Genomic DNA, 20,841 nt, shown 5'->3' with positions numbered 1-20,841 from the left:
GCATGCTCGAGGAGGCTCTCGAGCACCTCGTGAAGGGCATCGTCGACAACCCTGACGATGTGCAGGTCGCATCCCGCAACCTGCGCCGCGGGCGCGTGCTGGAGGTCCGGGTCCACCCCGACGACCTCGGCAAGGTGATCGGTCGCAACGGCCGCACCGCGCGCGCTCTGCGCACCGTCGTGGGCGCCATCGGTGGCCGCGGTGTCCGCGTCGACCTCGTCGACGTGGACCACGTCCGCTGACGCCGAACACAGCACCGGCTCGGGCCGGGGAGGGCCACTGGGCCGTCCCCGGCCCGTAGTCGTTCGACAGGAGAGCAAGCACAGTGCAGCTGGTAGTCGCACGGATCGGCCGTGCCCACGGCATCAAGGGCGAGGTCACCGTGGAGGTACGCACGGACGAGCCGGAACTCAGGCTCGCCCCCGGCGCCGTACTCGCCACCGATCCCGCGTCCGCGGGCCCGCTCACCATCGAGACCGGCCGGGTCCACAGCGGCCGTCTCCTCCTGCGCTTCGAGGGCGTGCGCGACCGCAGCGGCGCCGAGGCGCTGCGCAACACCCTCCTGATCGCCGAGGTCGATCCGGACGAGCTGCCCGAGGAGGAGGACGAGTACTACGACCACCAGCTCATCGACCTCGACGTGGTCACCGCCGAGGGCGTGGAGATCGGCCGTATCACCGAGATCTCGCACCTGCCCTCGCAGGACCTCTTCATCGTCGAGCGGCCCGACGGGAGCGAGGTGATGATCCCCTTCGTCGAGGAGATCGTCGCCGAGATCGACCTGGAGGAGCAGCGGGCGGTCATCACCCCGCCGCCGGGTCTGATCGACGACCAGGCCGAGATCGTCTCCTCGAGGGACGACAGCGCATGAGGCTCGACGTCGTCACGATCTTCCCCGAGTATCTGGAGCCGCTGAACGTCTCCCTCGTCGGCAAGGCACGCGCGCGTGGACAGCTCGACGTCCAGGTGCACGACCTGCGTACCTGGACGTACGACCGCCACCACACGGTCGACGACACCCCGTACGGCGGCGGCCCCGGCATGGTCATGAAGACCGACCCCTGGGGTGACGCGCTGGACTCGGTGCTGGCCGACGGCTACGAGAGCGGCTCCGGCGCGCCCTGTCTGATCGTCCCCACTCCCAGCGGCCGCCCCTTCACCCAGGAACTCGCCGTCGAGCTCTCCGAGCGGCCCTGGCTGATCTTCACGCCGGCCCGCTACGAGGGCATCGACCGCCGCGTCATCGACGAGTACGCCACCCGTATGCCCGTCCACGAGGTGTCCATCGGCGACTACGTCCTCGCCGGCGGCGAGGCGGCCGTACTGGTCGTCACGGAGGCCGTGGCGCGCCTGCTGCCCGGCGTCCTGGGCAACGCCGAGTCCCACCGCGACGACTCCTTCGCGCCCGGCGCCATGGCGAGCCTCCTGGAGGGCCCCGTCTACACCAAGCCACCCGAATGGCGCGGCCGGGGCATCCCCGACGTGCTGCTCAGCGGCCACCACGGCAAGATCGCCCGCTGGCGGCGCGACGAGGCCCTGAGGCGTACGACGGCCAACCGGCCCGACCTCATCGAGCGCTGCGATCCCAAGGCCTTCGACAAGAAGGACCGCGAGATGCTCTCCATCCTGGGCTGGATGCCCGACCCGGAAGGGGAGCGGTTCGGCCGATTTTGGCGCAGGACCGAGGGCGTGGAAGAATAGACCGCTGTTGTGCGTCGTCCGGCGTGCGCCCCTGCCACAGGGGGACACGACGCCCGCCCCGACACGGACAGCATCCTCACGAAACACCTAGCTCCCGCCTATGACCTGTGGCATGGGCGAAGAAAGCAGACGAAATGTCTCACCTGCTCGACACCGTCGACGCCGCGTCGCTGCGCAGCGACGTCCCGGCCTTCCGCCCGGGCGACACCGTCAACGTCCACGTGCGCGTCATCGAGGGCAACCGCTCCCGTGTGCAGCAGTTCAAGGGCGTTGTGATCCGTCGCCAGGGTGCCGGCGTGCGCGAGACCTTCACGGTCCGCAAGGTCTCCTTCTCCGTCGGCGTCGAGCGCACCTTCCCGGTGCACACCCCGATCGTCGAGAAGATCGAGCTCGTCACCAAGGGTGACGTGCGCCGCGCCAAGCTGTACTACCTGCGCGACCTGCGCGGCAAGGCGGCGAAGATCAAGGAGAAGCGCGAGAACTGAGCGCTTCAGGGGGCTCGCCCCCGCGGGGTCCAAAGCGGGGCCGGATAACATCTGGCTCCGATGGACACCGAAGCACAGCCGACGGAGCGCGACCGCTCCTCCCGCCCTTCCGACTCCGAGGCGAACTCGGACACGGAGGGCCGGGAGGGACGGTCGCGCTTCGCGTTGACGGCGCGGATCACCGAATGGCTGCCGGGCGGGCGGATCAGCCTGACCCTGCTGGTCCTGCTGGGGTTTCTGCTGCTGCTCAACATGTTCGTGGTACGGCCGTTCGAGATTCCGAGCGGATCCATGGAGTCCGGATTGAGGATCGGGGACCGCGTTCTCGTAAATAAGTTGGCGTACCGTTTCGGTGCCGATCCGCGGCGCGGGGATGTTGTCGTGTTCGACGGAACCGGGTATTTCGGGGATGCCGACTACATCAAACGCGTTGTGGGTGTGGGGGGAGACCGCGTGGTCTGCTGTGACGAGGAGGGGAGGATCCGGGTGAACGGCCGGTCGGTCGACGAGTCGACGTTTGTGTACCCCGGCGACAGCCCGTCCACGGTGCCGTTCGACGTCGTCGTGCCCGACGGCGCCCTGTTCGTCCTCGGCGACCACCGCAGCGCCTCCAGCGACTCCCGCGACCATCTGGGCTCGCCCGGCGGCGGCATGATCCCGGTCGACGACGTCGTCGGCCGCGCCGACTGGATCGTATGGCCGACCGCGCACTGGAGTCGTCTGCAGCGTCCCGACGCCTACGCGCGCGTGCCGGCCGGCGAAGCCGACGCCGGCCGGAGCGCCCCGGAGGCGAAGCCATCCGATGCGGCGGGCGCGCATGGGTAACCGTGGCAAGCCCCGCGGCGTGCCCAGCGGCCCCGCCGAAAACCTGCTGCCCACCGGTGTGCGGCGCGCAGCCAGCCCCGCCGGCGGTCGTACGCGCGCGGAGCGGCGCAAGCTGCAGCGCAAGGTCAAACGGCGCCGCAGGCGCTCCGCGATCAAGGAGATACCCCTCCTCGTCGGCGTCGCGGTCCTCATAGCGCTCGTCCTGAAGACGTTCCTCGTCCAGGCCTTCGTGATCCCGTCCGGCTCCATGGAGCAGACGATCCAGATCGGCGACCGCGTCCTGGTCGACAAGCTCACCCCCTGGTTCGGCTCCAAGCCGCAGCGCGGTGACGTCGTCGTCTTCAAGGACCCGGGCGGCTGGCTCCAGGACGAGCAGACGACGGTGAAGAAGGAGGACCCCGTGGTCATCAAACAGGTCAAGGAGGCGCTCGCCTTCATCGGCCTGCTGCCTTCAGACGACGAGAAGGACCTCATCAAGCGGGTCGTCGGCGTCGGTGGCGACCGCGTCAAGTGCTGTGACACGCAGGGGCGGGTCACCGTCAACGGGATTCCCCTGAACGAGGACTATCTGTACCCCGGCAACGCCCCCTCCGAGGCGAAGTTCGACATCACCGTCCCGCAGGGCCGGCTGTGGGTGATGGGTGACCACCGGGCCAACTCCGCGGACTCCCGCGCCCACCAGGACCAGGACTACGGCGGCACGGTCTCCGAGGACGAGGTGGTCGGACGGGCGATGTGGATCGCCTGGCCGCTCGGCCACATGACCACTCTGGAGGAGCCGAACACCTACGCCTCCGTGTCGGGTGGGGGGACGGGGTCGGCCGCGGCTCCCGAGCTGTCGCATAGGGTTGTCTCCAACGATCCGAACGGAATGATCCAGCTCCCGACCCCTGCGGAACTCCCGCTCGTTATGGGAGTGGTGGGCCTGCGTCGTCTATGGGGCAGGCAGCGGCACAGAGTAAGGAGTTGGCGTGGGGGATGTGGCGGTTGGCGCACGGTCCGGGCACGACGGCGAGGAGCACCGCGGACACCCCGTGGAAGCGGCCGACCCGGCCGCGGACGGCGCCGTGACCTCCGGGAATGACCCCGGATCGGCCGGTGACGGCGAAGGGTCGGGCGGGCAGCCGCCGACCGACGGCGCGGGGTCCGGGGCGGCCCCCACACCGAAGAAGCAACGCTCCTTCTGGAAGGAGCTGCCCATCCTGATCGGCATCGCGCTCGTCCTCGCGCTGCTGATCAAGACGTTCCTGGTGCAGGCGTTCTCGATCCCCTCCGACTCGATGCAGAACACCCTTCAGCAGGGTGACCGCGTCCTGGTCGACAAGCTCACCCCGTGGTTCGGCTCCGAGCCCGAGCGCGGCGAGGTCGTCGTCTTCCACGACCCCGACAACTGGCTGGCGGGCGAGCCCACCCCGGACCCCAACGCCCTGCAGACCTTCCTCAGCTGGATCGGCCTGATGCCGTCCGCGGAGGAGAAGGACCTGATCAAGCGCGTCATCGGCGTCGGCGGTGACACGGTCGAGTGCAAGAAGACCGGCCCGCTGACGGTCAACGGCAAGGCGCTGAACGAGCCGTACGTCTACCCCGGCAACACGCCGTGCAGCGTCGACGACCAGGGCGGCCAGTTCAAGGTGAAGATCCCCGAGGGCTTCATCTGGGTCATGGGCGACCACCGGCAGAACTCCCGGGACTCGCGCTACAACCGGTCCGACAAGAACGACGGCATGGTCCCCGTCGACCAGGTCGTCGGCCGTGCCATCGTGATCGCCTGGCCGGTCAACCGCTGGGACGCGCTGTCGGTTCCGGACACCTTCGACCAGAACCTGAACGCCCGGTCCGCCGCTCTGACGGTGGCTCCGCAGGGGCTCGCCCTGGCGGGTGCGGTGCCGCTGGTGCTGTGGCGCCGGCGCCGGATCCAGGTGGCGCAGACCCGCTGACCGTCCGACCCGTCCGCCCGGGCGGAGCGAGGTCCGCCTCCCGGCGCGGCGCGTGCATGCTGGCGAAAGCTTTGCCGAGCCCCTGACCTCGGGTCGACAGGAGGGGCTGCCCGGTGTCGGTACCGCCGGGTAGGGTGCGGATCCATGGGTGGCGAGAGCACGATACGTACGGCGCCGCGTGACGGTGGCGCGAGCAGGGGCCCGGCGGGCAGCCGGACCGGACAGCGGTTGTCCGGGCTGGCCGTGGCGCTGGGCCTGGTGCTGTTCCTGGGCGGGTTCGCCTGGGGAGCGGTGGTCTACCGGCCGTACACCGTGCCCACCCCCTCGATGGCGCCGACGATCGGCGCCGGTGACCGGGTGCTGGCCGAGCGCGTGGACGGCGGGGAGGTCCGCCGCGGTGACGTCGTCGTCTTCACCGACAAGACCTGGGTGAGCAACGCCCCCGTCGTCAAGCGCGTGGTCGCCGTCGGGGGCGACACGGTGGCCTGCTGCACGGACGGCAAGCTGACCGTCAACGGCAAGCAGATCGACGAGCCGTACCTGGCCAAGGACAACCCTGCCGAGTTCCAGAACTTCCCGACCGTGACGGTCCCCAAGGGCCGGCTCTTCCTGCTCGGCGACGAGCGCACCGGCTCCCTGGACTCCACGGCCCACCTCACGGACGCCGCCCAGGGCACCGTGGCGCGCAGCGCCGTGTCGGCCCGGGTGGAAGCCGTCGTCTGGCCCATGGACGGCATGCTGGAGCGCCCCACGGGCTTCGAGGAACTCGGCGCGCTGTCGGCGCCCGGCCCGCTGCGGACGGTCGTCGCGCTGATCGTCGTGGGCGCCGTGCTGGTCCTGGGCGGCGGGGCGTACGGCCCGATCGCCAAGCGGCTCGGCGACCGCTCGCGCGCGCGGACGGAGCCCGCGGGTGCCCGCTGAGGCGTGGGAGCGGCACGAGGGCGGATTGCGCAAGGTCGCCCGGGTCGTGCTGCTCGACCCCGAGGACCGCATCCTTCTCCTGTACGGCCATGAGCCCGAGGACCCGGCCGACAACTGGTGGTTCACGCCGGGCGGCGGCCTCGAGGGCGACGAGACGCGCGAGGAGGCCGCGCTGCGGGAACTCGCCGAGGAGACCGGTATCACGGAGGTCGAACTCGGTCCCGTGCTGTGGCGGCGGATGTGTTCCTTCCCGTTCGCCGGACGCCGCTGGGACCAGGACGAGTGGTACTACCTGGCCCGTACGACGCAGACGGCGACCCGGGCCGTGGCCCTGACCGAGCTGGAGCGGCGCAGCGTCGCCGGTGCGCGCTGGTGGACGTGTCAGGAACTTGCCCGAGCACATGAGACGGTGTATCCGACCAGACTCGCCGAGCTGCTGCGCAGGCTGCTCGACGAAGGTCCCCCCGCCGGGCCCGTGACCCTTGACGCGGAAATTGTCTAGGTGCTGACGGGACTGACGCACAATGGTGGGATCGCACGGCTGAAGGGGAACATGCCATGAGCGCCGAGGACCTCGAGAAGTACGAGACCGAGATGGAGCTCAAGCTCTATCGGGAGTACCGCGATGTCGTCGGTCTGTTCAAGTACGTGATCGAGACCGAGCGGCGCTTCTATCTGACCAACGACTACGAGATGCAGGTGCACTCGGTCCAGGGTGAGGTGTTCTTCGAGGTGTCCATGGCGGATGCATGGGTGTGGGACATGTATCGGCCGGCTCGCTTCGTGAAGCAGGTCCGGGTGTTGACGTTCAAGGACGTGAACATTGAGGAGCTGAACAAGAACGATCTGGAGCTGCCGAGCGGGTGACGGAGTTTTCCACAACCGCTGAGTAGTCCACCAAGATCAACTCGGTGGGCCGGGTTGCGTGATCGTTGGCGCCGGAGGTGGTGCCGACATGAACGCACAGAGTGCACTCGGCAGGTACGGCGAGACCCTGGCCGCGCGGCGGCTGGTCGAGGCCGGGATGACGGTCCTGGAGCGCAACTGGCGCTGCGGCAGGAGCGGTGAGATCGACATCGTGGCCCGGGACGGCGACGTCCTGGTCGTCTGCGAGGTCAAGACGCGCAGGAAGGGTGCCTTCGAGCATCCGATGGCCGCGGTGACCCACGAGAAGGCGGCCCGCCTGCGGGGCCTCGCGGAAAGCTGGCTGCACACCCACGGAGGCGCCCCACCGGGAGGCGTCCGCATCGACCTGATCGGCGTCCTCCTGCCGGAACGCGGCGCACCCGTGGTCGAGCACGCGCGGGGGGTGGCCTGAGATGGGGTTCGCTCGTACGTGCTCGGTGGCACTGGTCGGCGTCGAGGGCGTCGTGGTGGAGGTCCAGGCGGATCTGGAACCCGGGGTTGCGGCGTTCACGTTGGTGGGGTTGCCGGACAAGAGCCTGTCCGAGAGCCGGGAACGGGTGCGCGCCGCGATGGTGAACTCGGGGGCCGAGTGGCCGCAGAAGAAGCTGACGGTGGGGCTCAGCCCGGCCTCGGTGCCCAAGGCGGGCAGCGGCTTCGACCTGGCCGTCGCGTGCGCCGTCCTCGGTGCCGCGGAGCGGATCGATCCGCGGGTGCTGGCAGACATCGTGATGATCGGCGAACTGGGACTGGACGGGCGGGTGCGTCCCGTCCGGGGCATCCTTCCCGCCGTGCTGGCCGCGGCCGACGCCGGTTATGAGCAGGTGGTCGTGCCCGAGTGCGCGGCGGCCGAGGCCTCGCTGGTGCCGGGAGTGTCCGTCCTGGGAGTGCGCAGCCTGCGCCAGCTGATCGCCGTCCTCGCCGACGAACCCGTACCGGACGAGGAACCCGAGGAGCAGGGCCGGCCGGATCCGCTGCTCGCGGGTCTGCGCGTGCCCGGCACGGGCGCCGCCACGGGCATGCACAGCATGAGCGCCGCCCAGCACGACCTCGGGCACGACCTCGCCGATGTGGTGGGCCAGATCTCGGCGCGTACGGCCGTGGAGGTCGCCGCGGCGGGTGGTCACCACCTGTTCCTGGAGGGGCCGCCCGGCGCGGGCAAGACGATGCTCGCGGAGCGGCTGCCGGCCATCCTGCCCCGGCTCGGCAGCGACGAGTCGCTGGAGGTCACGGCGGTGCACTCGGTGGCCGGACTGCTGCCTCCCGGCAAGCCCCTCATCGACGTGGCCCCCTACTGCGCCCCGCACCATTCGGCCACGATGCAGTCACTGGTCGGCGGTGGCCCCGGCATCGCGCGGCCCGGCGCGGTGTCGCTCTCGCACCGGGGCGTGCTCTTCCTGGACGAGACACCGGAGTTCAGCGGCCAGGCCCTCGACGCCCTGCGACAGCCCCTGGAGGCCGGGCATGTCGTGATCGCGCGCAGTGCCGGCGTCGTGCGCTTCCCGGCGAAGTTCCTGATGGTCCTGGCCGCCAACCCCTGCCCCTGTGGCCGCTTCTCCCGGACGGACGACCTGTGCGAGTGCCCGCCCTCGGCGATCCGCCGCTATCAGGCGCGGCTGTCCGGGCCGCTGCTCGACCGGGTCGACCTGCGCGTCGAGGTGGACCGGGTCACCCGCGCCCAGCTGACCGAGCGCGGGGCCCGGGGCGAGTCCACCGCGACGGTCGCCGACCGGGTGCACGCGGCCCGCGAGCGCGCGTCGGCCCGACTCGCCGGTACGCCGTGGCTGACCAACAGCGAGGTCCCCGGACGCGAGCTGCGCAGCCGCTGGTATGCCGCGCCGGGCGCCATGGACGAGGCGGAGCGGAACCTGGAGCGCGGCCTACTGACCGCCCGTGGACTCGACCGAGTCCTGCGCGTCGCCTGGACCGTCGCCGACCTCGTCGGCCACGACCGGCCCGACGCCACGGACGTCGCCCTGGCCCTGCAACTGCGCACCGGTGTGCCGCGCGGCGTGCCCATGGCCATCGGGGCGCTGACGTGAACGGGAGCGAGGACCCGGACGGCGAACTGCTCGGCCGGGTCTTTCTCAGTCGGGTCTTCGAGCCCGGGGACGAGGTCGCCGGGCGGTGGGTGCGGGAGTTCGGGGTGGGGGACGTGGTGCGGCGGCTGCGGGAGGGGGTGGAGGCGTTGCCCGGGGTGAGTCACCAGCGGTGGGAGGGGCTGCGGGCTCGAGCCGCGCGGGCCGATGCCGGTCGGGACCTTGCTGTTGCCCGGGACGCCGGGGTGCGGTTTCTGTGTCCGGGGGACGCGGAATGGCCCGGGCAGCTCGATGATCTCGGGGACGCCCGGCCCCTCGGACTGTGGGTGCGGGGGCGGGCCGGTCTGCGGATGTGGGCCCTGCGGTCCGTGGCCGTCGTCGGGGCGCGCGCCTGTACCGAGTACGGCGCCCACATGGCGGCCACCCTCGCCGGCGGCCTCGCCGAGCGAGGGTGGGTGGTCGTCTCCGGCGGCGCCTACGGGGTCGACGGAGCCGCGCATCGCGGTGCCCTAGGCGCCGGCGGAGCCACCGTCGCCGTGCTCGCCTGCGGCGTCGACCGGCCCTACCCGCGCGGACACACCCAGCTGATCAACCGGATCGCGGAACAGGGACTGGTGATCGGGGAGCTGCCGCCGGGAGACCATCCCACACCCAGCAGATTCATCGTGCGGAACCGCGTGATCGCGGCGCTCACCCGCGGCACCGTGGTCGTCGAGGCCGCCCACCGCAGCGGCTCACTGGTCACCGCCCGCGCCGCACAGCGGCTGGGCCGTCACACGATAGGGGTCCCCGGCCCGGCCACCAGCGGTCTGTCCGCAGGAGTCAACGAACTCCTGCGCGGGGACGCCGTCCTCGTCACCGACGCCGCCGAGGTCGTCGAACTGGTCGGCGACATGGGAGAGCTGGCCCCCGAGCGCCGCGGTCCCGTCCTGCCCCGCGATCTGCTGGAGCCCCGGGCCCGACGGGTCCTGGCCGCGCTGCCCGGACGACGCGCCGCGCGGGCGGACGAGATCGCGCGGGGGGCGCAGACCACCGAGGACGACGCGATCGCGAGGCTGTACGAACTCCGCTCACTTGGCTACGTCGAACGACACGGCGACGGCTGGAAGTTGACACGCCAGGCGATGATCTCCGTTCGAGCCGGTCGAACCAGCTGCTGACCGAGCGTGTTCGGCCGTACGGGGGAACACGGACGCCCTTGTGAATTCCCCCAGTTGGGGTGTTCGGGTGATCACTCAGCGCGATCACCCTGACCCGGTGGGACGTCCAGCGGAACGTATCTGCGTACGGCTTGCCCTCCGTCCTTCGCGCACCGCGACACTCCAGTCACGCTACGCTCACGGGGATTCCGGATCAGGCCGGCACCTCGACATCGGAAGGTCCCCAGAACGACGCCAGAGCGACATCAGCCCGACAGCTCCCCAAAGCACCCCGCAATTTCACGGCAGAACGGCACAAGGCAACGAATGCCCCAGCACACCTCCGGGTCCGACCGGGCGGCGATCCCCTCGGCCGCCCGTGACGATGGCAGCGTGCGACCGCCCGCTCCCTCGACACTCGACGAGCTGTGGCGGTCGTACAAGGCGACGGGGGACGAGCGATTGCGCGAGCAGCTGATCCTGCACTACTCGCCGCTCGTCAAGTACGTGGCGGGCCGGGTGAGCGTCGGTCTGCCGCCCAACGTGGAGCAGGCGGACTTTGTGTCGTCAGGGGTCTTCGGACTGATCGACGCGATCGAGAAGTTCGACATCGACCGGGAGATCAAGTTCGAGACGTACGCGATCACCCGGATCCGGGGCGCGATGATCGACGAGCTCAGGGCGCTGGACTGGATCCCGCGCTCGGTGCGGCAGAAGGCGCGGAACGTGGAGCGGGCCTACGCGACCCTGGAGGCGCGGCTGCGGCGGACGCCGACGGAGGGCGAGGTGGCCGTCGAGATGGGGATCGCGGTGGACGAACTCCACTCGGTCTTCAGCCAGTTGTCGCTGGCCAACGTGGTGGCGCTGGAGGAGCTGCTGCACGTCGGGGGCGATGGCGGCGACGGGCTGAGCTTCATGGACACGCTGGAGGACACCGCCGCGGACAACCCCGTGGAGGTGGCCGAGGACCGGGAGCTGCGCCGGTTTCTGGCGCGGGCGATCAACACGTTGCCCGAGCGGGAGAAGACCGTGGTGACCCTGTACTACTACGAGGGGCTCACGCTCGCCGAGATCGGAAACGTGCTCGGGGTGACCGAGAGCCGGGTGAGCCAGATCCACACCAAGTCCGTGCTGCAGCTGCGGGCGAAACTGGCCGGCTTCGGTCGTTGACCTGGCCGGACGGATGTGGGGTTCCGTGCGGAGACTCCCGTCCGCGAGGGCACGTCCGTAAAGTGGTTGACGTGCCAAGGATTCGAGCGGCCTCCGTGGCCGAGCACCGGTCGATGCAGCGAGCCGCCCTGCTGGACGCGGCGCGATCTTTGTTGTCCGAGGGCGGGACGGAGGCGCTGACCTTCCCGGCCCTCGCCGAGCGGACGGGTCTCGCGCGGTCGTCCGTCTACGAGTACTTCCGTTCGCGGGCCGCCGTGGTCGAGGAGCTGTGCGAGGTCGACTTTCCGGTGTGGGCCGGGGAGGTCGAGGCGGCCATGGCCGCGGCCGGCGGCGCCGAGGCCAAGGTCGAGGCGTATGTGCGCAAGCAACTTGAACTGGTCGGGGACCGGCGGCACCGGGCCGTCGTGGCGATCTCCGCGAGTGAGCTGGACGCCGGGGCGCGGGAGAAGATCCGGGCGGCGCACGGCGGGCTCGTGGCGATGATCGCCGAGGCGCTGGAGGAGATGGGGCACGGGCAGCCCCGGCTGGCGGCGATGCTGGTTCAGGGCGTCGTCGACGCGGCGGTACGGCGGATCGAGTTCGGGGCGGCGGAGGATCCTTCGGTGATCACGGACGCGACGGTGTCGATGGCGTTGAGGGGCGTACGAGGCTGACGTCGGCTGGGGGCCGGGTTGCGGCGCCCGGGCTCCGATGGGCGCCCGGCGTTGCGGCTGAGGCTGGGGCGGCACCCCGTGCCGCCGCAGGCGGCACGCATGCCCGCGGCTGAGCAGGCTCTACTGGGAGGGCAACGGCACCCCCAGCACCGGCAGCAGCCTCGACGGACCCCTGCGCAGCAGCCACGGGGGCAGGAGCGACAGCGGGTCCAGGTACGTCCCGTCTCTCCGCAGGCCCCAGTGGACACAGGCCGCCGCGCAGTGCGAGCCGGTCGGTTCCACGGTCGCCACGATGTCCCCCGCCGCCACCTCGTCCCCCTTCTCCACCACCGCCCGCACCGGCTCGTACGTCGTCCGCAGCGGCGGATCCCCCGTCCCCGCCACTTCCACCGACACCACCCCCTTCCCGGCCACCCGGCCGGCGAAGGAGACCCGCCCCGCCGCCACCGCCCGCACCGGTGCCCCGGCCGGGGCCGCCAGGTCCACGCCCCGGTGGCCGCGGCCGTACGGTGTCGTCGGTGGTTCCCAGCCGCGCACGACCCGGGGGTGCACTCCAACGGGCCATGCCCGGCCGACGGTCGGCACCGTGGGGTCGGGAGCGGGTGCCGCGCGCACGCTCGTGGCGGTCAGGGTCAGTCGTGGCGCCGGGGCCAGCAGGGCGGTCGCCGTCAGAAGCAGCAGCAACACCAGCCGCCCGCACATCCGCGCCGCCCTCGCGCATCGCTTCTCTCGCATGCGAGAACGGTCCCGCACCGCCACCGATCATGGCCGGTATCTGTGGACAACTCCCTGGTTGTGGACAGCGGCGTCACCCGGTACCTCGCGGGTCCCGTACACTTCTTCTGGCGATCCGGGTCACCGGGTCGACTTCGCACGCCCCGATACGACCACCGGAAACGGTCCGTATCAGCGCCCCTCGGTCCTCAGTGGCACGGCGCATGTGGGCGTCAGGCGCGGGAGCCGTCCGGCACCCGCGGCACAACCGAGAAACCAAGGAGAACACGGCCATGGCCGTCGTCACGATGCGGGAGCTGCTGGAAAGCGGCGTCCACTTCGGTCACCAGACCCGTCGTTGGAACCCGAAGATGAAGCGCTTCATCTTCACCGAGCGCAACGGCATCTACATCATCGACCTGCTCCAGTCGCTGTCGTACATCGACCGCGCCTACGAGTTCGTCAAGGAGACCGTCGCCCACGGCGGCACGGTCATGTTCGTCGGTACCAAGAAGCAGGCGCAGGAGGCCATCGCCGAGCAGGCCACCCGCGTCGGCATGCCCTACGTCAACCAGCGCTGGCTGGGCGGCATGCTCACCAACTTCTCGACCGTCTACAAGCGTCTGCAGCGCCTCAAGGAGCTTGAGCAGATCGACTTCGAGGACGTCGCGTCCTCCGGTCTGACCAAGAAGGAGCTTCTCGTGCTCTCGCGCGAGAAGGCCAAGCTGGAGAAGACCCTCGGTGGTATCCGCGAGATGCAGAAGGTGCCCAGCGCCGTCTGGATCGTGGACACCAAGAAGGAGCACATCGCTGTCGGTGAGGCCCGGAAGCTCAACATTCCGGTGGTCGCCATCCTCGACACCAACTGTGACCCCGACGAGGTCGACTACAAGATCCCGGGCAACGACGACGCGATCCGCTCCGTCACCCTGCTCACCCGTGTGATCGCCGACGCCGTCGCCGAGGGCCTCATCGCCCGTTCCGGCGTGGCGACGGAGGGCAAGGGCGAGAAGGCCGCCGGCGAGCCGCTCGCCGAGTGGGAGCGCGACCTGCTCGAGGGCGAGAAGAAGGCCGAGGAGGCCCCCGCCGCCGAGGCCGCTCCGGCCGCCCCCGCCGCCGAGGGCGACAAGCCCGCCGAGGCCGACAAGCCCGCCGAGGCCCCGGTCGCCGAGGCCCCGGCCGCCGAGGGCGAGCAGGCCTGACCCCGTCAGCGCTGACGACGGGGGCGGTCGACATGACGTCCGCCCCCGTCGTTCACCCGTTGGTCGGCCCGACGTACGCGGTCCGCGACTACATGTGGGTCGTGACCGTGCGGATCTAGACGAGAAAGATTCACAGACTCATGGCGAACTACACCGCCGCCGACGTCAAGAAGCTTCGTGAGCTCACCGGCGCCGGCATGATGGACTGCAAGAAGGCGCTGGACGAGGCCGAGGGCAACGTCGAGAAGGCTGTCGAGGCGCTCCGTATCAAGGGCCAGAAGGGCGTCGCCAAGCGCGAGGGCCGCTCCGCCGAGAACGGCGCCGTGGTCTCGATCATCGCCGACGACAACTCCTCCGGTGTCCTCGTCGAGCTGAAGTGCGAGACGGACTTCGTCGCCAAGGGTGACAAGTTCCAGGCCGTCGCCACCGCGATCGCCGAGCACGTCGCCAAGACCTCCCCGGCCGACATCGAGGCCCTGCTCGCCTCCGAGATCGAGGCCGGCAAGACCGTCCAGGCGTTCGTCGACGAGGCCAACGCCAACCTCGGCGAGAAGATCGTCCTGGACCGCTTCGCGCAGTTCAGCGACGGCTTCGTGCTGGCCTACATGCACCGCACGATGCCCGACCTGCCCCCGCAGATCGGTGTCCTCGTCGAGCTGGACAAGCCGAACGCCGAGGTCGCCAAGGGCGTCGCCCAGCACATCGCCGCCTTCGCGCCGAAGTACCTCGCCAAGGAGGACGTCCCGGCCGAGGTCGTCGAGTCCGAGCGTCGTATCGCCGAGGAGACCACCCGCGCCGAGGGCAAGCCCGAGGCCGCGATCGCCAAGATCGTCGAGGGTCGTCTGGGCGGCTTCTTCAAGGACGCCACGCTGCTCGGTCAGCCGTACGCGCTCGACAACAAGAAGTCCGTCCAGAAGATTCTGGACGAGGCCGGTGTCACCCTGAAGCGCTTCTCGCGCATCAAGGTCGGCATCTGAGTCCGTGCCGCGATCGGCGCCCGGTCCCGATAGGGTCAAGGGCAGCCGTTGACGGACGACAGCAGATCTGACGAGGAGGCCATTGCCGAGATGGGTTGCGAAACACACCCCGACCGGCAGTGGTCTTCTTCGTATGTGCACCACGTAACAAAGGCGGGATCTCGATGACCACCAAGGCCCAGAAGAGCGACGACGGCAAAGTACGCGGCCGGTTTCTGCTGAAGCTGTCCGGAGAGGCCTTCTCCGGTGGCGGCGGCCTCGGCGTCGACCCGGACGTGGTGCACAAGATCGCCCGCGAGATCGCGGCCGTCGTGCGCGACGGCGCGCAGGTCGCGGTCGTCATCGGCGGCGGCAACTTCTTCCGCGGCGCCGAACTGCAGCAGCGTGGCATGGACCGGGCCCGCTCCGACTACATGGGCATGCTCGGCACCGTGATGAACTGCCTCGCCCTCCAGGACTTCCTGGAGAAGGAGGGCATCGACAGCCGGGTCCAGACCGCCATCACCATGGGCCAGGTCGCCGAGCCCTACATCCCGCTGCGCGCCGTACGGCACCTGGAGAAGGGCCGCGTGGTCATCTTCGGCGCCGGCATGGGTATGCCGTACTTCTCCACCGACACCACCGCCGCCCAGCGCGCCCTGGAGATCGACGCCGAGGCGCTGCTGATGGGCAAGAACGGTGTCGACGGGGTCTACGACTCCGACCCCAAGGCCAACCCGGACGCCGTCAAGTTCGACTCCCTCGGCTACGGCGAGGTCATCACGCGCGACCTCAAGGTCGCCGACGCCACGGCGATCACCCTGTGCCGCGACAACAAGCTCCCGATCCTCGTCTTCGAGCTCCTGGCGGAGGGCAACATCGCCCGCGCCGTCAAGGGTGAGAAGATCGGCACGCTCGTGGGTGAGCAGGGCGGTCGGGGCTGACGCTCCGACAACTCCGACAACAAACCCGTCCGAGGGACGGACGGGACGGACCCTGACCGAGGGATGGACAATGTCCTGCCGGTCGGGAACCGTGCAGGAAGAAGACGCGACGCAGCCGGCCGCCGCCCCCACCGAGGAACCGCAGCCGGGCCTTACTCAAGACGCAGGAGCAAGTGGTGATCGAAGAGACCCTCCTCGAGGCCGAGGAGAAGATGGAGAAGGCCGTCGTGGTCGCCAAGGAGGACTTCGCCGCGATTCGCACCGGCCGTGCGCACCCGGCGATGTTCAACAAGATCGTGGCCGACTACTACGGCGCGCCGACGCCGATCAACCAGCTGGCTTCGTTCTCCGTGCCGGAGCCGCGCATGGCGGTCGTCACCCCGTTCGACAAGAGCGCGCTGCGCAACATCGAGCAGGCGATCCGCGACTCCGACCTCGGTGTCAACCCGAGCAACGACGGCAACATCATCCGAGTGGTGTTCCCCGAGCTCACCGAGGAGCGCCGCCGCGAGTACATCAAGGTCGCCAAGGGCAAGGGCGAGGACGCCAAGGTGTCCATCCGCTCCGTCCGCCGCAAGGCCAAGGACGCCATCGACAAGCTGATCAAGGACGGCGAGATCGGCGAGGACGAGGGCCGGCGTGCGGAGAAGGAGCTCGACGACACCACGCACAAGTACGTGGCTCAGGTGGACGAGCTCCTCAAGCACAAGGAAGCGGAGCTGCTCGAGGTCTGATGAACGACTCTTCCTGGGGGGCACCGCCCGGGGCCGGGCAGGCCGGGTACTGGGGGCCCACCGCGCGTGGACCTGCCCAGGGGGCTGCCCCGGCGGGTCCCGCGTACGATGCGCCTGAGGCGCAGCAGACTCGCCCCATGCCCATCGTGCCCGACGTACCCGCGTATGGCGGAGACCAGGATGACGGCCGGGGGGCCGCTCGGCCGAGCGGCCCCTCGTTCCACGGCCGGTCGCCGCGGACGCGGCCTCACGACACGCCGCAGGCGCGGCCCTCAGAAGCGGCGCCGCAGAATCCGGAGCCCATGCACGACGCCCCCCAGCCGGCGCCCCAGCCGCAGAAGAAGAGCGCGGGGCGCGACCTGAGTGCGGCCATAGGGGTCGGTGTCGGGCTCGGCGTGGTGATCGTCGCGTCGCTGTTCGTCGTCAAGGCCGTGTTCGTCGGCGTCGTCGCGGTCGCCGTCGTCGTGGGCCTGTGGGAGCTGACCAAGCGGCTGGAGGAGCGCAAGGGCATCAAGGCGCCGCTGGTGCCGCTCGCCCTCGGCGGTGCGGCCATGGTCGTCGCCGGGTACGTCCGGGGCGCCGAGGGTGCCTGGGTGGCGATGGCGCTGACCGCGCTGGCCGTGCTGGTCTGGCGGATGACCGAGCCGCCCGAGGGCTACCTCAAGGACGTCACGGCCGGTGTCTTCGCGGCGTTCTACGTCCCGTTCCTGGCGACGTTCGTCGCGATGATGCTGACGGCCGACGACGGGCCCTGGCGGGTCCTCACCTTCCTGCTCCTCACGGTCGTCAGCGACACCGGCGCGTACGCCGTCGGCTGGCGCTTCGGCACCCACAAGCTCGCCCCGCGCATCAGCCCCGGCAAGACCCGTGAGGGCCTGCTCGGCGCGGTGAGCTTCGCGATGGTGGCGGGCGCGCTGTGCATGCAGTTCCTCATCGACGACGGCTCCTGGTGGCAGGGCCTGCTGCTGGGCCTCGCGGTGGCGGCCAGCGCGACGCTGGGCGACCTCGGCGAGTCGATGATCAAGCGGGACCTGGGCATCAAGGACATGGGCACGCTGCTGCCGGGACACGGCGGCATCATGGACCGGCTGGACTCCTTGCTGCCCACGGCCCCGGTCGTCTGGCTCCTGCTGGTGCTCTTCGTGGGCTCGGGCTGACGGATCGGCCCGGCGTCCAGGAGCCTCCGCTCTCGTAGAGCGGAGGCTCCTCGCTGTGTGGGACGATTTCGGTATACGCCCCTCAAGGCATTCAAAGGGGGTCATCATGACCGTCATCCGAGAAAGCATCGACGTCGACCGGACCCCGGCCGAGGTCTACGCCTACTTGACGGACTTCTCTCATCTGCCGGAATGGCAGCTCAGTGCCGTCTCGGCCGAATCGCTCGACGAGGGGCCGCTCCACACCGGCTCCCGGGTCAGGGTCACCCGGCGGATAGGCAACCGTCAGATCCCGATGACCGTGCAGTTCGACGAGCTCGACCCGCCCCGCAGCTGGGATCTGCACGGGATCGACGGCCCCGTCAGGCCCCGCACCCACGGCGAGATCGAGCCGCTCGACGACGGGCGGCGCTCCCGCGTGACGATCGACATCGACTTCGAGGGACACGGCCTGGGCAAGGTCCTGGTACCGCTCGTGGTCCGCCCACAGGTCCGCAAGGAACTGCCGCGCGACGAACAACTCCTCAAGGACCGGCTGGAGGGCAGGACCGACTAGGGGGTGTTGTGAAGTCCCGTACGGCACCCCGCGGCGCCCGGCACGCACCCTCGCCGCACCGGCGGCGCGGGCACCGCACTGGACATTCAAAACACCCCCTGGCCCTGCACGCACGCCGCGCGGGGGCGATCTCCTCGATCCGGGGTGGAGCGGGGCGTGCCAGTGGATCTGCGACACTGGTACGGCCATGCCTAAGCCCGGAGAACTGGCAGTGGCCGGACAACAATAGGCCCCCTACCAGCGCGTTTGGCGCGGATAAGGGGCCTGTTTCAAGCTGCTGGGCCGTCTCTGGGCCGTCGGGCGGCTTTGGGGGCGGGTGCCTCAGGGGAGAGAGTCGACCGCGCGAGCCCTCTCCGCGCTGTACAGCCTCGCGTCCCTGCGCTTACCTTCCGCGACTGCAGCACTGAAAGAGGGCCCGGCGACGGCTGCCGCCGTAGTCTTCTTAAGGGCACGTCCTTGGTAGTAGATCCGCATGATCCTTGGCCAGTGCCTGATGCCTACCTGGAGGCTCTCCTGGGACGTTAGAGAGACGCCGAGAATGATCACGATGGCCGTTGCGAAACTTGCAGCGACGAGCGCCAAAGACGTGCTGCCGGTGAGCTCAAACACGGCAACGATTGCACTGGCGGGTACACCCGCCACCAAGACCAATGTTCCACTCTTTGCGGCGTTGCTTGCCGGCGCTTGCGCATCCCGCCAGCTAGCGGGAGTTCCCGTGCCCTCTCGTCGCCCTGCCTTCATAGCCACTAACGCCACCCTCTCCTCGCGCATTTCGGATCACGGCAACCGATAGTCAGTGAGTGCTATCGGCCCCTGTTGCGACTATGAGCCAGCGCACGGCCGGCCAACCCGCATGGAACGACAGGGAACACCATGGAACGAAATGGAAAATGCGGGAGATGATCGATTAGTGTAAGTGGCCTTCTGCTGTCGGAACCAATGCTGTTGGTGCGTTGCGGTCGGCTGTGGAGGGCGCCCATAATGGAAGTCATAGGCAGTAGTTGGCCGTGCTTCATGTGGCGGCACTTACGCAGGGGGACGTGTGTCTAGGCCTGACTATCCAGCTGGCGCAATCGGGCAATTGTTCAATCGCACGTATGACCTATACGAGGCTCATGGTCGGCTGCCGCTGAAGGCGATTGCTGATCGCACGGCTGCGCGGAGGGAAGGAATTCCCATCGGCACAACCACAATCCACCGGATCCTCGTAGGGAGCCATGTTCCCCGATGGGAGACGCTTGCATCGTATGTGCTGGCGCTGGAGCCTAATGCGGACTTGGGTGAATTCAGGGAACTTAGGGCAGCGGCCGCCGATGCGGAGTCCACCTGTAAAGATCTGTTACAGAAGCTGCGCGATTCTCCCGAAACTGGGGCGTTGCATGTCTATGCCTTAGCTGTGCTACCTCCTGAGGCTGCGGCAGGAGTCATCGCAGAAATGACAGGAGAACTTGCAGTGTGCTCGATGGCCTTGCTTCACAAGGTGGATCCCGAGGCCGGGCGAACTCTAGATCGTGTTTTGCGTCAAGACCCTTGCTGCGTATATGCGGTCAAGCAGTTCGATGCAGCTATCCGCAGGGCGCAGGACGAGACAGACGAAGAAGGCGGGGGCGAGTCACACCAATAGGGCATCAGGTATACGTACACCCGAAGCGTCAACCCCGGATCCGAGTGGCCCAAGTACTGACTCACGGCCTTAATGCTCGCTCCGGCGTCGAGCAACACTGATGCGTAGAAGTGCCTCAGCGAGTGCATGCCGCGCTCACGGGCCGACTCGTACTTGCCGTCCCCTCTGGCTTCTGCGATCAGCCCAGCAGTCGCGAGTGCGGGCTTCCATTCCTGGATGTTGAAGTTGCTGCGCCAGACCACCCAACTCGCGGTGTTCGTGAACAGGAGACGGGCCGACACCTTCGGACCGTCCGGCTTCCGCCATGGCAGCGTGACCTCAACCGGCTTGTACGCGTCCATGTGGGCGCGGATGGTCTCAGCGACGGACGGCGGCAGCGGTGCGTCCCGCTCCTTGTTGCACTTGGGCGGGGCGAAACACGGCCTTGCCCCGGATGAGCCTCACTTGGCGGACCACACGCAGGTTGGCGCCGTCGAAGTTGAGCGCGTCCTCAGCGAGTCCGACGATCTCTCCCTGACGGAGTCCGTACCCAGCGCCAACGTCCACCATGGCCCGGTTGCGCTTGGGAAGCGCCGAACGGACCGCAAGCACTGCGAGGACAGCCAGCGGGACAACACGGCGTGGCTCGGCCGCCGGCGGACGGACGGACTTCGCAGAGCACTTTAGCATCGGCGGAGAATCAGGAGGCCATCCCCTCTTCGATTCTTTTGCTAGCCACACTGAACGATCGATTGGGTGAGGGGATATCACTTGAGATGATCTGCGTGTACTCGGTATTCAATAGCTCAACCCGGGAACGAGCCTCGTCGAATGTCACGTCTGGATCAAGTGAAAGAAATTGCATTTCAAGCTTGATTTTGTGGCGCAGAATGGTGTACGAGCGGGCTGAACTCAGAAAGTCCGCCGCCTTCTTCGTGGCGCCGAGGAACGAGGCCGTTGCGGCCACGCTGCCCGCTACAGCGGCCAAGGCACTCCAGAAGGATCGCGGACCGATAGAGGTCATGAATCCTGATACGGCAGACACGCAGGCCGGTAGAAATACCATCAGTCGCCCCCAGAGTTCAGCGCGTTTCGACGCCTCGAAGTAGGTTTGGGCGCTGTAGAGGCAATTCCCGTGCATGGACTGAAGTTGCTCTTTCAGTGACTCATGCTGTGCGTCAGTGAGCGGCATTTAGGCATCT

26 protein-coding genes are annotated in these 20,841 nt (G+C 69.0%); 23 read left to right on the top strand and 3 right to left on the bottom strand.

Features of this window, described 5'->3' with window-relative positions; all coding sequences use genetic code 11:
• Positions 1-2: 2 nt before the first annotated feature.
• The 15 genes from IM697_RS35195 to IM697_RS35125 all read left to right on the top strand — a co-directional run bounded on the left by IM697_RS35195 (position 3) and on the right by IM697_RS35125 (position 11,773).
• Entirely contained in the window at positions 3-242 is a 240-nt protein-coding gene (locus IM697_RS35195; RefSeq protein ID WP_003973401.1) for an RNA-binding protein, read from the top strand.
• An 83-nt stretch (positions 243-325) separates the two neighbouring features.
• On the top strand, positions 326-871 hold the full coding sequence (rimM, locus tag IM697_RS35190; RefSeq protein WP_194040129.1) for a ribosome maturation factor RimM: 546 nt from the start codon (positions 326-328) through the stop codon (positions 869-871).
• Positions 868-1,701 (top strand): tRNA (guanosine(37)-N1)-methyltransferase TrmD, encoded by an 834-nt coding sequence (gene trmD / locus IM697_RS35185; RefSeq protein WP_194040128.1) that lies wholly within the window; start codon positions 868-870, stop codon positions 1,699-1,701. Before rimM ends, trmD begins: the two co-directional genes overlap by 4 nt.
• Before the next feature lie 134 nt (positions 1,702-1,835).
• The gene (gene rplS, locus IM697_RS35180; protein ID WP_194040127.1) at positions 1,836-2,186 is read left to right on the top strand and encodes a 50S ribosomal protein L19; all 351 of its coding nucleotides are present in this window, start codon (positions 1,836-1,838) and stop codon (positions 2,184-2,186) included.
• 60 nt (positions 2,187-2,246) lie between these two features.
• Entirely contained in the window at positions 2,247-3,011 is a 765-nt protein-coding gene (gene lepB, locus IM697_RS35175; protein WP_194040126.1) for a signal peptidase I, read from the top strand.
• A complete protein-coding gene (gene lepB / locus IM697_RS35170; RefSeq protein ID WP_194040125.1) occupies positions 3,004-4,095 on the top strand; it encodes a signal peptidase I in 1,092 nt (363 codons plus the stop codon). Before lepB (IM697_RS35175) ends, lepB (IM697_RS35170) begins: the two co-directional genes overlap by 8 nt.
• Positions 3,983-4,948, top strand: a complete 966-nt coding sequence (lepB, locus tag IM697_RS35165; RefSeq protein WP_194040124.1) for a signal peptidase I — start codon at positions 3,983-3,985, stop codon at positions 4,946-4,948. Before lepB (IM697_RS35170) ends, lepB (IM697_RS35165) begins: the two co-directional genes overlap by 113 nt.
• A 144-nt stretch (positions 4,949-5,092) precedes the next feature.
• On the top strand, positions 5,093-5,869 hold the full coding sequence (gene lepB / locus IM697_RS35160; protein ID WP_194040123.1) for a signal peptidase I: 777 nt from the start codon (positions 5,093-5,095) through the stop codon (positions 5,867-5,869).
• Complete coding sequence (locus tag IM697_RS35155) at positions 5,859-6,371, top strand: NUDIX hydrolase (protein WP_194040122.1); 513 nt, start codon at positions 5,859-5,861, stop codon at positions 6,369-6,371. Before lepB (IM697_RS35160) ends, IM697_RS35155 begins: the two co-directional genes overlap by 11 nt.
• 56 nt (positions 6,372-6,427) lie before the next feature.
• On the top strand, positions 6,428-6,736 hold the full coding sequence (locus IM697_RS35150) for a DUF2469 domain-containing protein (protein WP_194040121.1): 309 nt from the start codon (positions 6,428-6,430) through the stop codon (positions 6,734-6,736).
• Between the two features lie 88 nt (positions 6,737-6,824).
• Positions 6,825-7,187 (top strand): YraN family protein, encoded by a 363-nt coding sequence (locus IM697_RS35145; protein WP_194040120.1) that lies wholly within the window; start codon positions 6,825-6,827, stop codon positions 7,185-7,187.
• Position 7,188: 1 nt separating this feature from the next.
• Positions 7,189-8,814: a YifB family Mg chelatase-like AAA ATPase gene (locus tag IM697_RS35140; protein WP_194040119.1), complete on the top strand. Its 1,626-nt coding sequence runs from the start codon at positions 7,189-7,191 to the stop codon at positions 8,812-8,814.
• The gene (gene dprA / locus IM697_RS35135; protein WP_194040118.1) at positions 8,811-9,971 is read left to right on the top strand and encodes a DNA-processing protein DprA; all 1,161 of its coding nucleotides are present in this window, start codon (positions 8,811-8,813) and stop codon (positions 9,969-9,971) included. Before IM697_RS35140 ends, dprA begins: the two co-directional genes overlap by 4 nt.
• A gap of 306 nt (positions 9,972-10,277) precedes the next feature.
• Positions 10,278-11,120 carry an RNA polymerase sigma factor WhiG gene (gene whiG / locus IM697_RS35130; protein ID WP_194040117.1) on the top strand — a complete coding sequence of 281 codons (843 nt, stop codon included), beginning with the start codon at positions 10,278-10,280 and terminating at the stop codon, positions 11,118-11,120.
• A gap of 95 nt (positions 11,121-11,215) precedes the next feature.
• A complete protein-coding gene (locus IM697_RS35125) occupies positions 11,216-11,773 on the top strand; it encodes a TetR/AcrR family transcriptional regulator (RefSeq protein WP_194050012.1) in 558 nt (185 codons plus the stop codon).
• A gap of 120 nt (positions 11,774-11,893) precedes the next feature.
• Here the strand turns inward: IM697_RS35125 and IM697_RS35120 are convergent, their stop codons facing one another.
• Positions 11,894-12,508 carry a murein hydrolase activator EnvC family protein gene (locus IM697_RS35120; protein WP_228044301.1) on the bottom strand — a complete coding sequence of 205 codons (615 nt, stop codon included), beginning with the start codon at positions 12,506-12,508 and terminating at the stop codon, positions 11,894-11,896.
• 272 nt (positions 12,509-12,780) lie between these two features.
• On the opposite strand from IM697_RS35120, the gene rpsB reads away from it, so the two are divergent.
• From rpsB to IM697_RS35085, 7 genes are all read left to right on the top strand, one after another.
• Positions 12,781-13,689, top strand: coding sequence for a 30S ribosomal protein S2 (rpsB, locus tag IM697_RS35115; RefSeq protein WP_194040116.1), 909 nt, complete (start codon positions 12,781-12,783; stop codon positions 13,687-13,689).
• A gap of 140 nt (positions 13,690-13,829) precedes the next feature.
• Entirely contained in the window at positions 13,830-14,666 is an 837-nt protein-coding gene (tsf, locus tag IM697_RS35110; RefSeq protein ID WP_194040115.1) for a translation elongation factor Ts, read from the top strand.
• A gap of 164 nt (positions 14,667-14,830) precedes the next feature.
• The gene (pyrH, locus tag IM697_RS35105) at positions 14,831-15,589 is read left to right on the top strand and encodes a UMP kinase (RefSeq protein ID WP_194040114.1); all 759 of its coding nucleotides are present in this window, start codon (positions 14,831-14,833) and stop codon (positions 15,587-15,589) included.
• A gap of 176 nt (positions 15,590-15,765) precedes the next feature.
• A complete protein-coding gene (frr, locus tag IM697_RS35100; protein ID WP_055623354.1) occupies positions 15,766-16,323 on the top strand; it encodes a ribosome recycling factor in 558 nt (185 codons plus the stop codon).
• The gene (locus IM697_RS35095) at positions 16,323-17,480 is read left to right on the top strand and encodes a phosphatidate cytidylyltransferase (protein ID WP_194040113.1); all 1,158 of its coding nucleotides are present in this window, start codon (positions 16,323-16,325) and stop codon (positions 17,478-17,480) included. The genes frr and IM697_RS35095 overlap by 1 nt, the downstream gene beginning before the upstream one ends.
• A gap of 106 nt (positions 17,481-17,586) precedes the next feature.
• Positions 17,587-18,036, top strand: coding sequence for an SRPBCC family protein (locus tag IM697_RS35090; RefSeq protein WP_194040112.1), 450 nt, complete (start codon positions 17,587-17,589; stop codon positions 18,034-18,036).
• 1,249 nt (positions 18,037-19,285) lie between these two features.
• Entirely contained in the window at positions 19,286-19,660 is a 375-nt protein-coding gene (locus IM697_RS35085) for a magnesium and cobalt transport protein CorA (protein ID WP_194050154.1), read from the top strand.
• Here IM697_RS35085 and IM697_RS46045 read toward each other — a convergent pair.
• Positions 19,558-19,788 (bottom strand): tyrosine-type recombinase/integrase, encoded by a 231-nt coding sequence (locus IM697_RS46045; RefSeq protein ID WP_407699665.1) that lies wholly within the window; start codon positions 19,786-19,788, stop codon positions 19,558-19,560. The genes IM697_RS35085 and IM697_RS46045 overlap by 103 nt on opposite strands.
• An 88-nt stretch (positions 19,789-19,876) precedes the next feature.
• On the opposite strand from IM697_RS46045, the gene IM697_RS46040 reads away from it, so the two are divergent.
• Positions 19,877-20,326, top strand: coding sequence for a hypothetical protein (locus IM697_RS46040; RefSeq protein ID WP_407699671.1), 450 nt, complete (start codon positions 19,877-19,879; stop codon positions 20,324-20,326).
• A gap of 13 nt (positions 20,327-20,339) precedes the next feature.
• On the opposite strand, the gene IM697_RS35075 is transcribed toward IM697_RS46040, so the two are convergent.
• Complete coding sequence (locus IM697_RS35075; protein WP_194040111.1) at positions 20,340-20,831, bottom strand: hypothetical protein; 492 nt, start codon at positions 20,829-20,831, stop codon at positions 20,340-20,342.
• Between the last annotated feature and the right edge of the window lie 10 nt (positions 20,832-20,841).

Origin of the sequence: Streptomyces ferrugineus, from assembly GCF_015160855.1 — a bacterium.
Taxonomy (GTDB): domain Bacteria; phylum Actinomycetota; class Actinomycetes; order Streptomycetales; family Streptomycetaceae; genus Streptomyces; species Streptomyces ferrugineus.
This window is presented reverse-complemented; position numbering and strand designations above follow the sequence as displayed.

What these genes read in the sequence shown, in the direction of transcription:
- IM697_RS35195 (WP_003973401.1), top strand. Translation starts at nt 3, where the DNA reads ATGCTCGAGGAGGCTCTCGAGCACCTCGTGAAGGGCATCGTCGACAAC.
- trmD (WP_194040128.1), top strand. Translation starts at nt 868, where the DNA reads ATGAGGCTCGACGTCGTCACGATCTTCCCCGAGTATCTGGAGCCGCTG.
- rplS (WP_194040127.1), top strand. Translation starts at nt 1,836, where the DNA reads ATGTCTCACCTGCTCGACACCGTCGACGCCGCGTCGCTGCGCAGCGAC.
- lepB (WP_194040126.1), top strand. Translation starts at nt 2,247, where the DNA reads ATGGACACCGAAGCACAGCCGACGGAGCGCGACCGCTCCTCCCGCCCT.
- lepB (WP_194040125.1), top strand. Translation starts at nt 3,004, where the DNA reads ATGGGTAACCGTGGCAAGCCCCGCGGCGTGCCCAGCGGCCCCGCCGAA.
- lepB (WP_194040123.1), top strand. Translation starts at nt 5,093, where the DNA reads ATGGGTGGCGAGAGCACGATACGTACGGCGCCGCGTGACGGTGGCGCG.
- IM697_RS35150 (WP_194040121.1), top strand. Translation starts at nt 6,428, where the DNA reads ATGAGCGCCGAGGACCTCGAGAAGTACGAGACCGAGATGGAGCTCAAG.
- IM697_RS35145 (WP_194040120.1), top strand. Translation starts at nt 6,825, where the DNA reads ATGAACGCACAGAGTGCACTCGGCAGGTACGGCGAGACCCTGGCCGCG.
- IM697_RS35140 (WP_194040119.1), top strand. Translation starts at nt 7,189, where the DNA reads ATGGGGTTCGCTCGTACGTGCTCGGTGGCACTGGTCGGCGTCGAGGGC.
- whiG (WP_194040117.1), top strand. Translation starts at nt 10,278, where the DNA reads ATGCCCCAGCACACCTCCGGGTCCGACCGGGCGGCGATCCCCTCGGCC.
- IM697_RS35120 (WP_228044301.1), bottom strand. Translation starts at nt 12,508, where the DNA reads ATGCGAGAGAAGCGATGCGCGAGGGCGGCGCGGATGTGCGGGCGGCTG.
- rpsB (WP_194040116.1), top strand. Translation starts at nt 12,781, where the DNA reads ATGGCCGTCGTCACGATGCGGGAGCTGCTGGAAAGCGGCGTCCACTTC.
- tsf (WP_194040115.1), top strand. Translation starts at nt 13,830, where the DNA reads ATGGCGAACTACACCGCCGCCGACGTCAAGAAGCTTCGTGAGCTCACC.
- pyrH (WP_194040114.1), top strand. Translation starts at nt 14,831, where the DNA reads ATGACCACCAAGGCCCAGAAGAGCGACGACGGCAAAGTACGCGGCCGG.
- IM697_RS35095 (WP_194040113.1), top strand. Translation starts at nt 16,323, where the DNA reads ATGAACGACTCTTCCTGGGGGGCACCGCCCGGGGCCGGGCAGGCCGGG.
- IM697_RS35090 (WP_194040112.1), top strand. Translation starts at nt 17,587, where the DNA reads ATGACCGTCATCCGAGAAAGCATCGACGTCGACCGGACCCCGGCCGAG.
- IM697_RS46045 (WP_407699665.1), bottom strand. Translation starts at nt 19,788, where the DNA reads ATGCACTCGCTGAGGCACTTCTACGCATCAGTGTTGCTCGACGCCGGA.
- IM697_RS46040 (WP_407699671.1), top strand. Translation starts at nt 19,877, where the DNA reads ATGTTGAAGTTGCTGCGCCAGACCACCCAACTCGCGGTGTTCGTGAAC.
- IM697_RS35075 (WP_194040111.1), bottom strand. Translation starts at nt 20,831, where the DNA reads ATGCCGCTCACTGACGCACAGCATGAGTCACTGAAAGAGCAACTTCAG.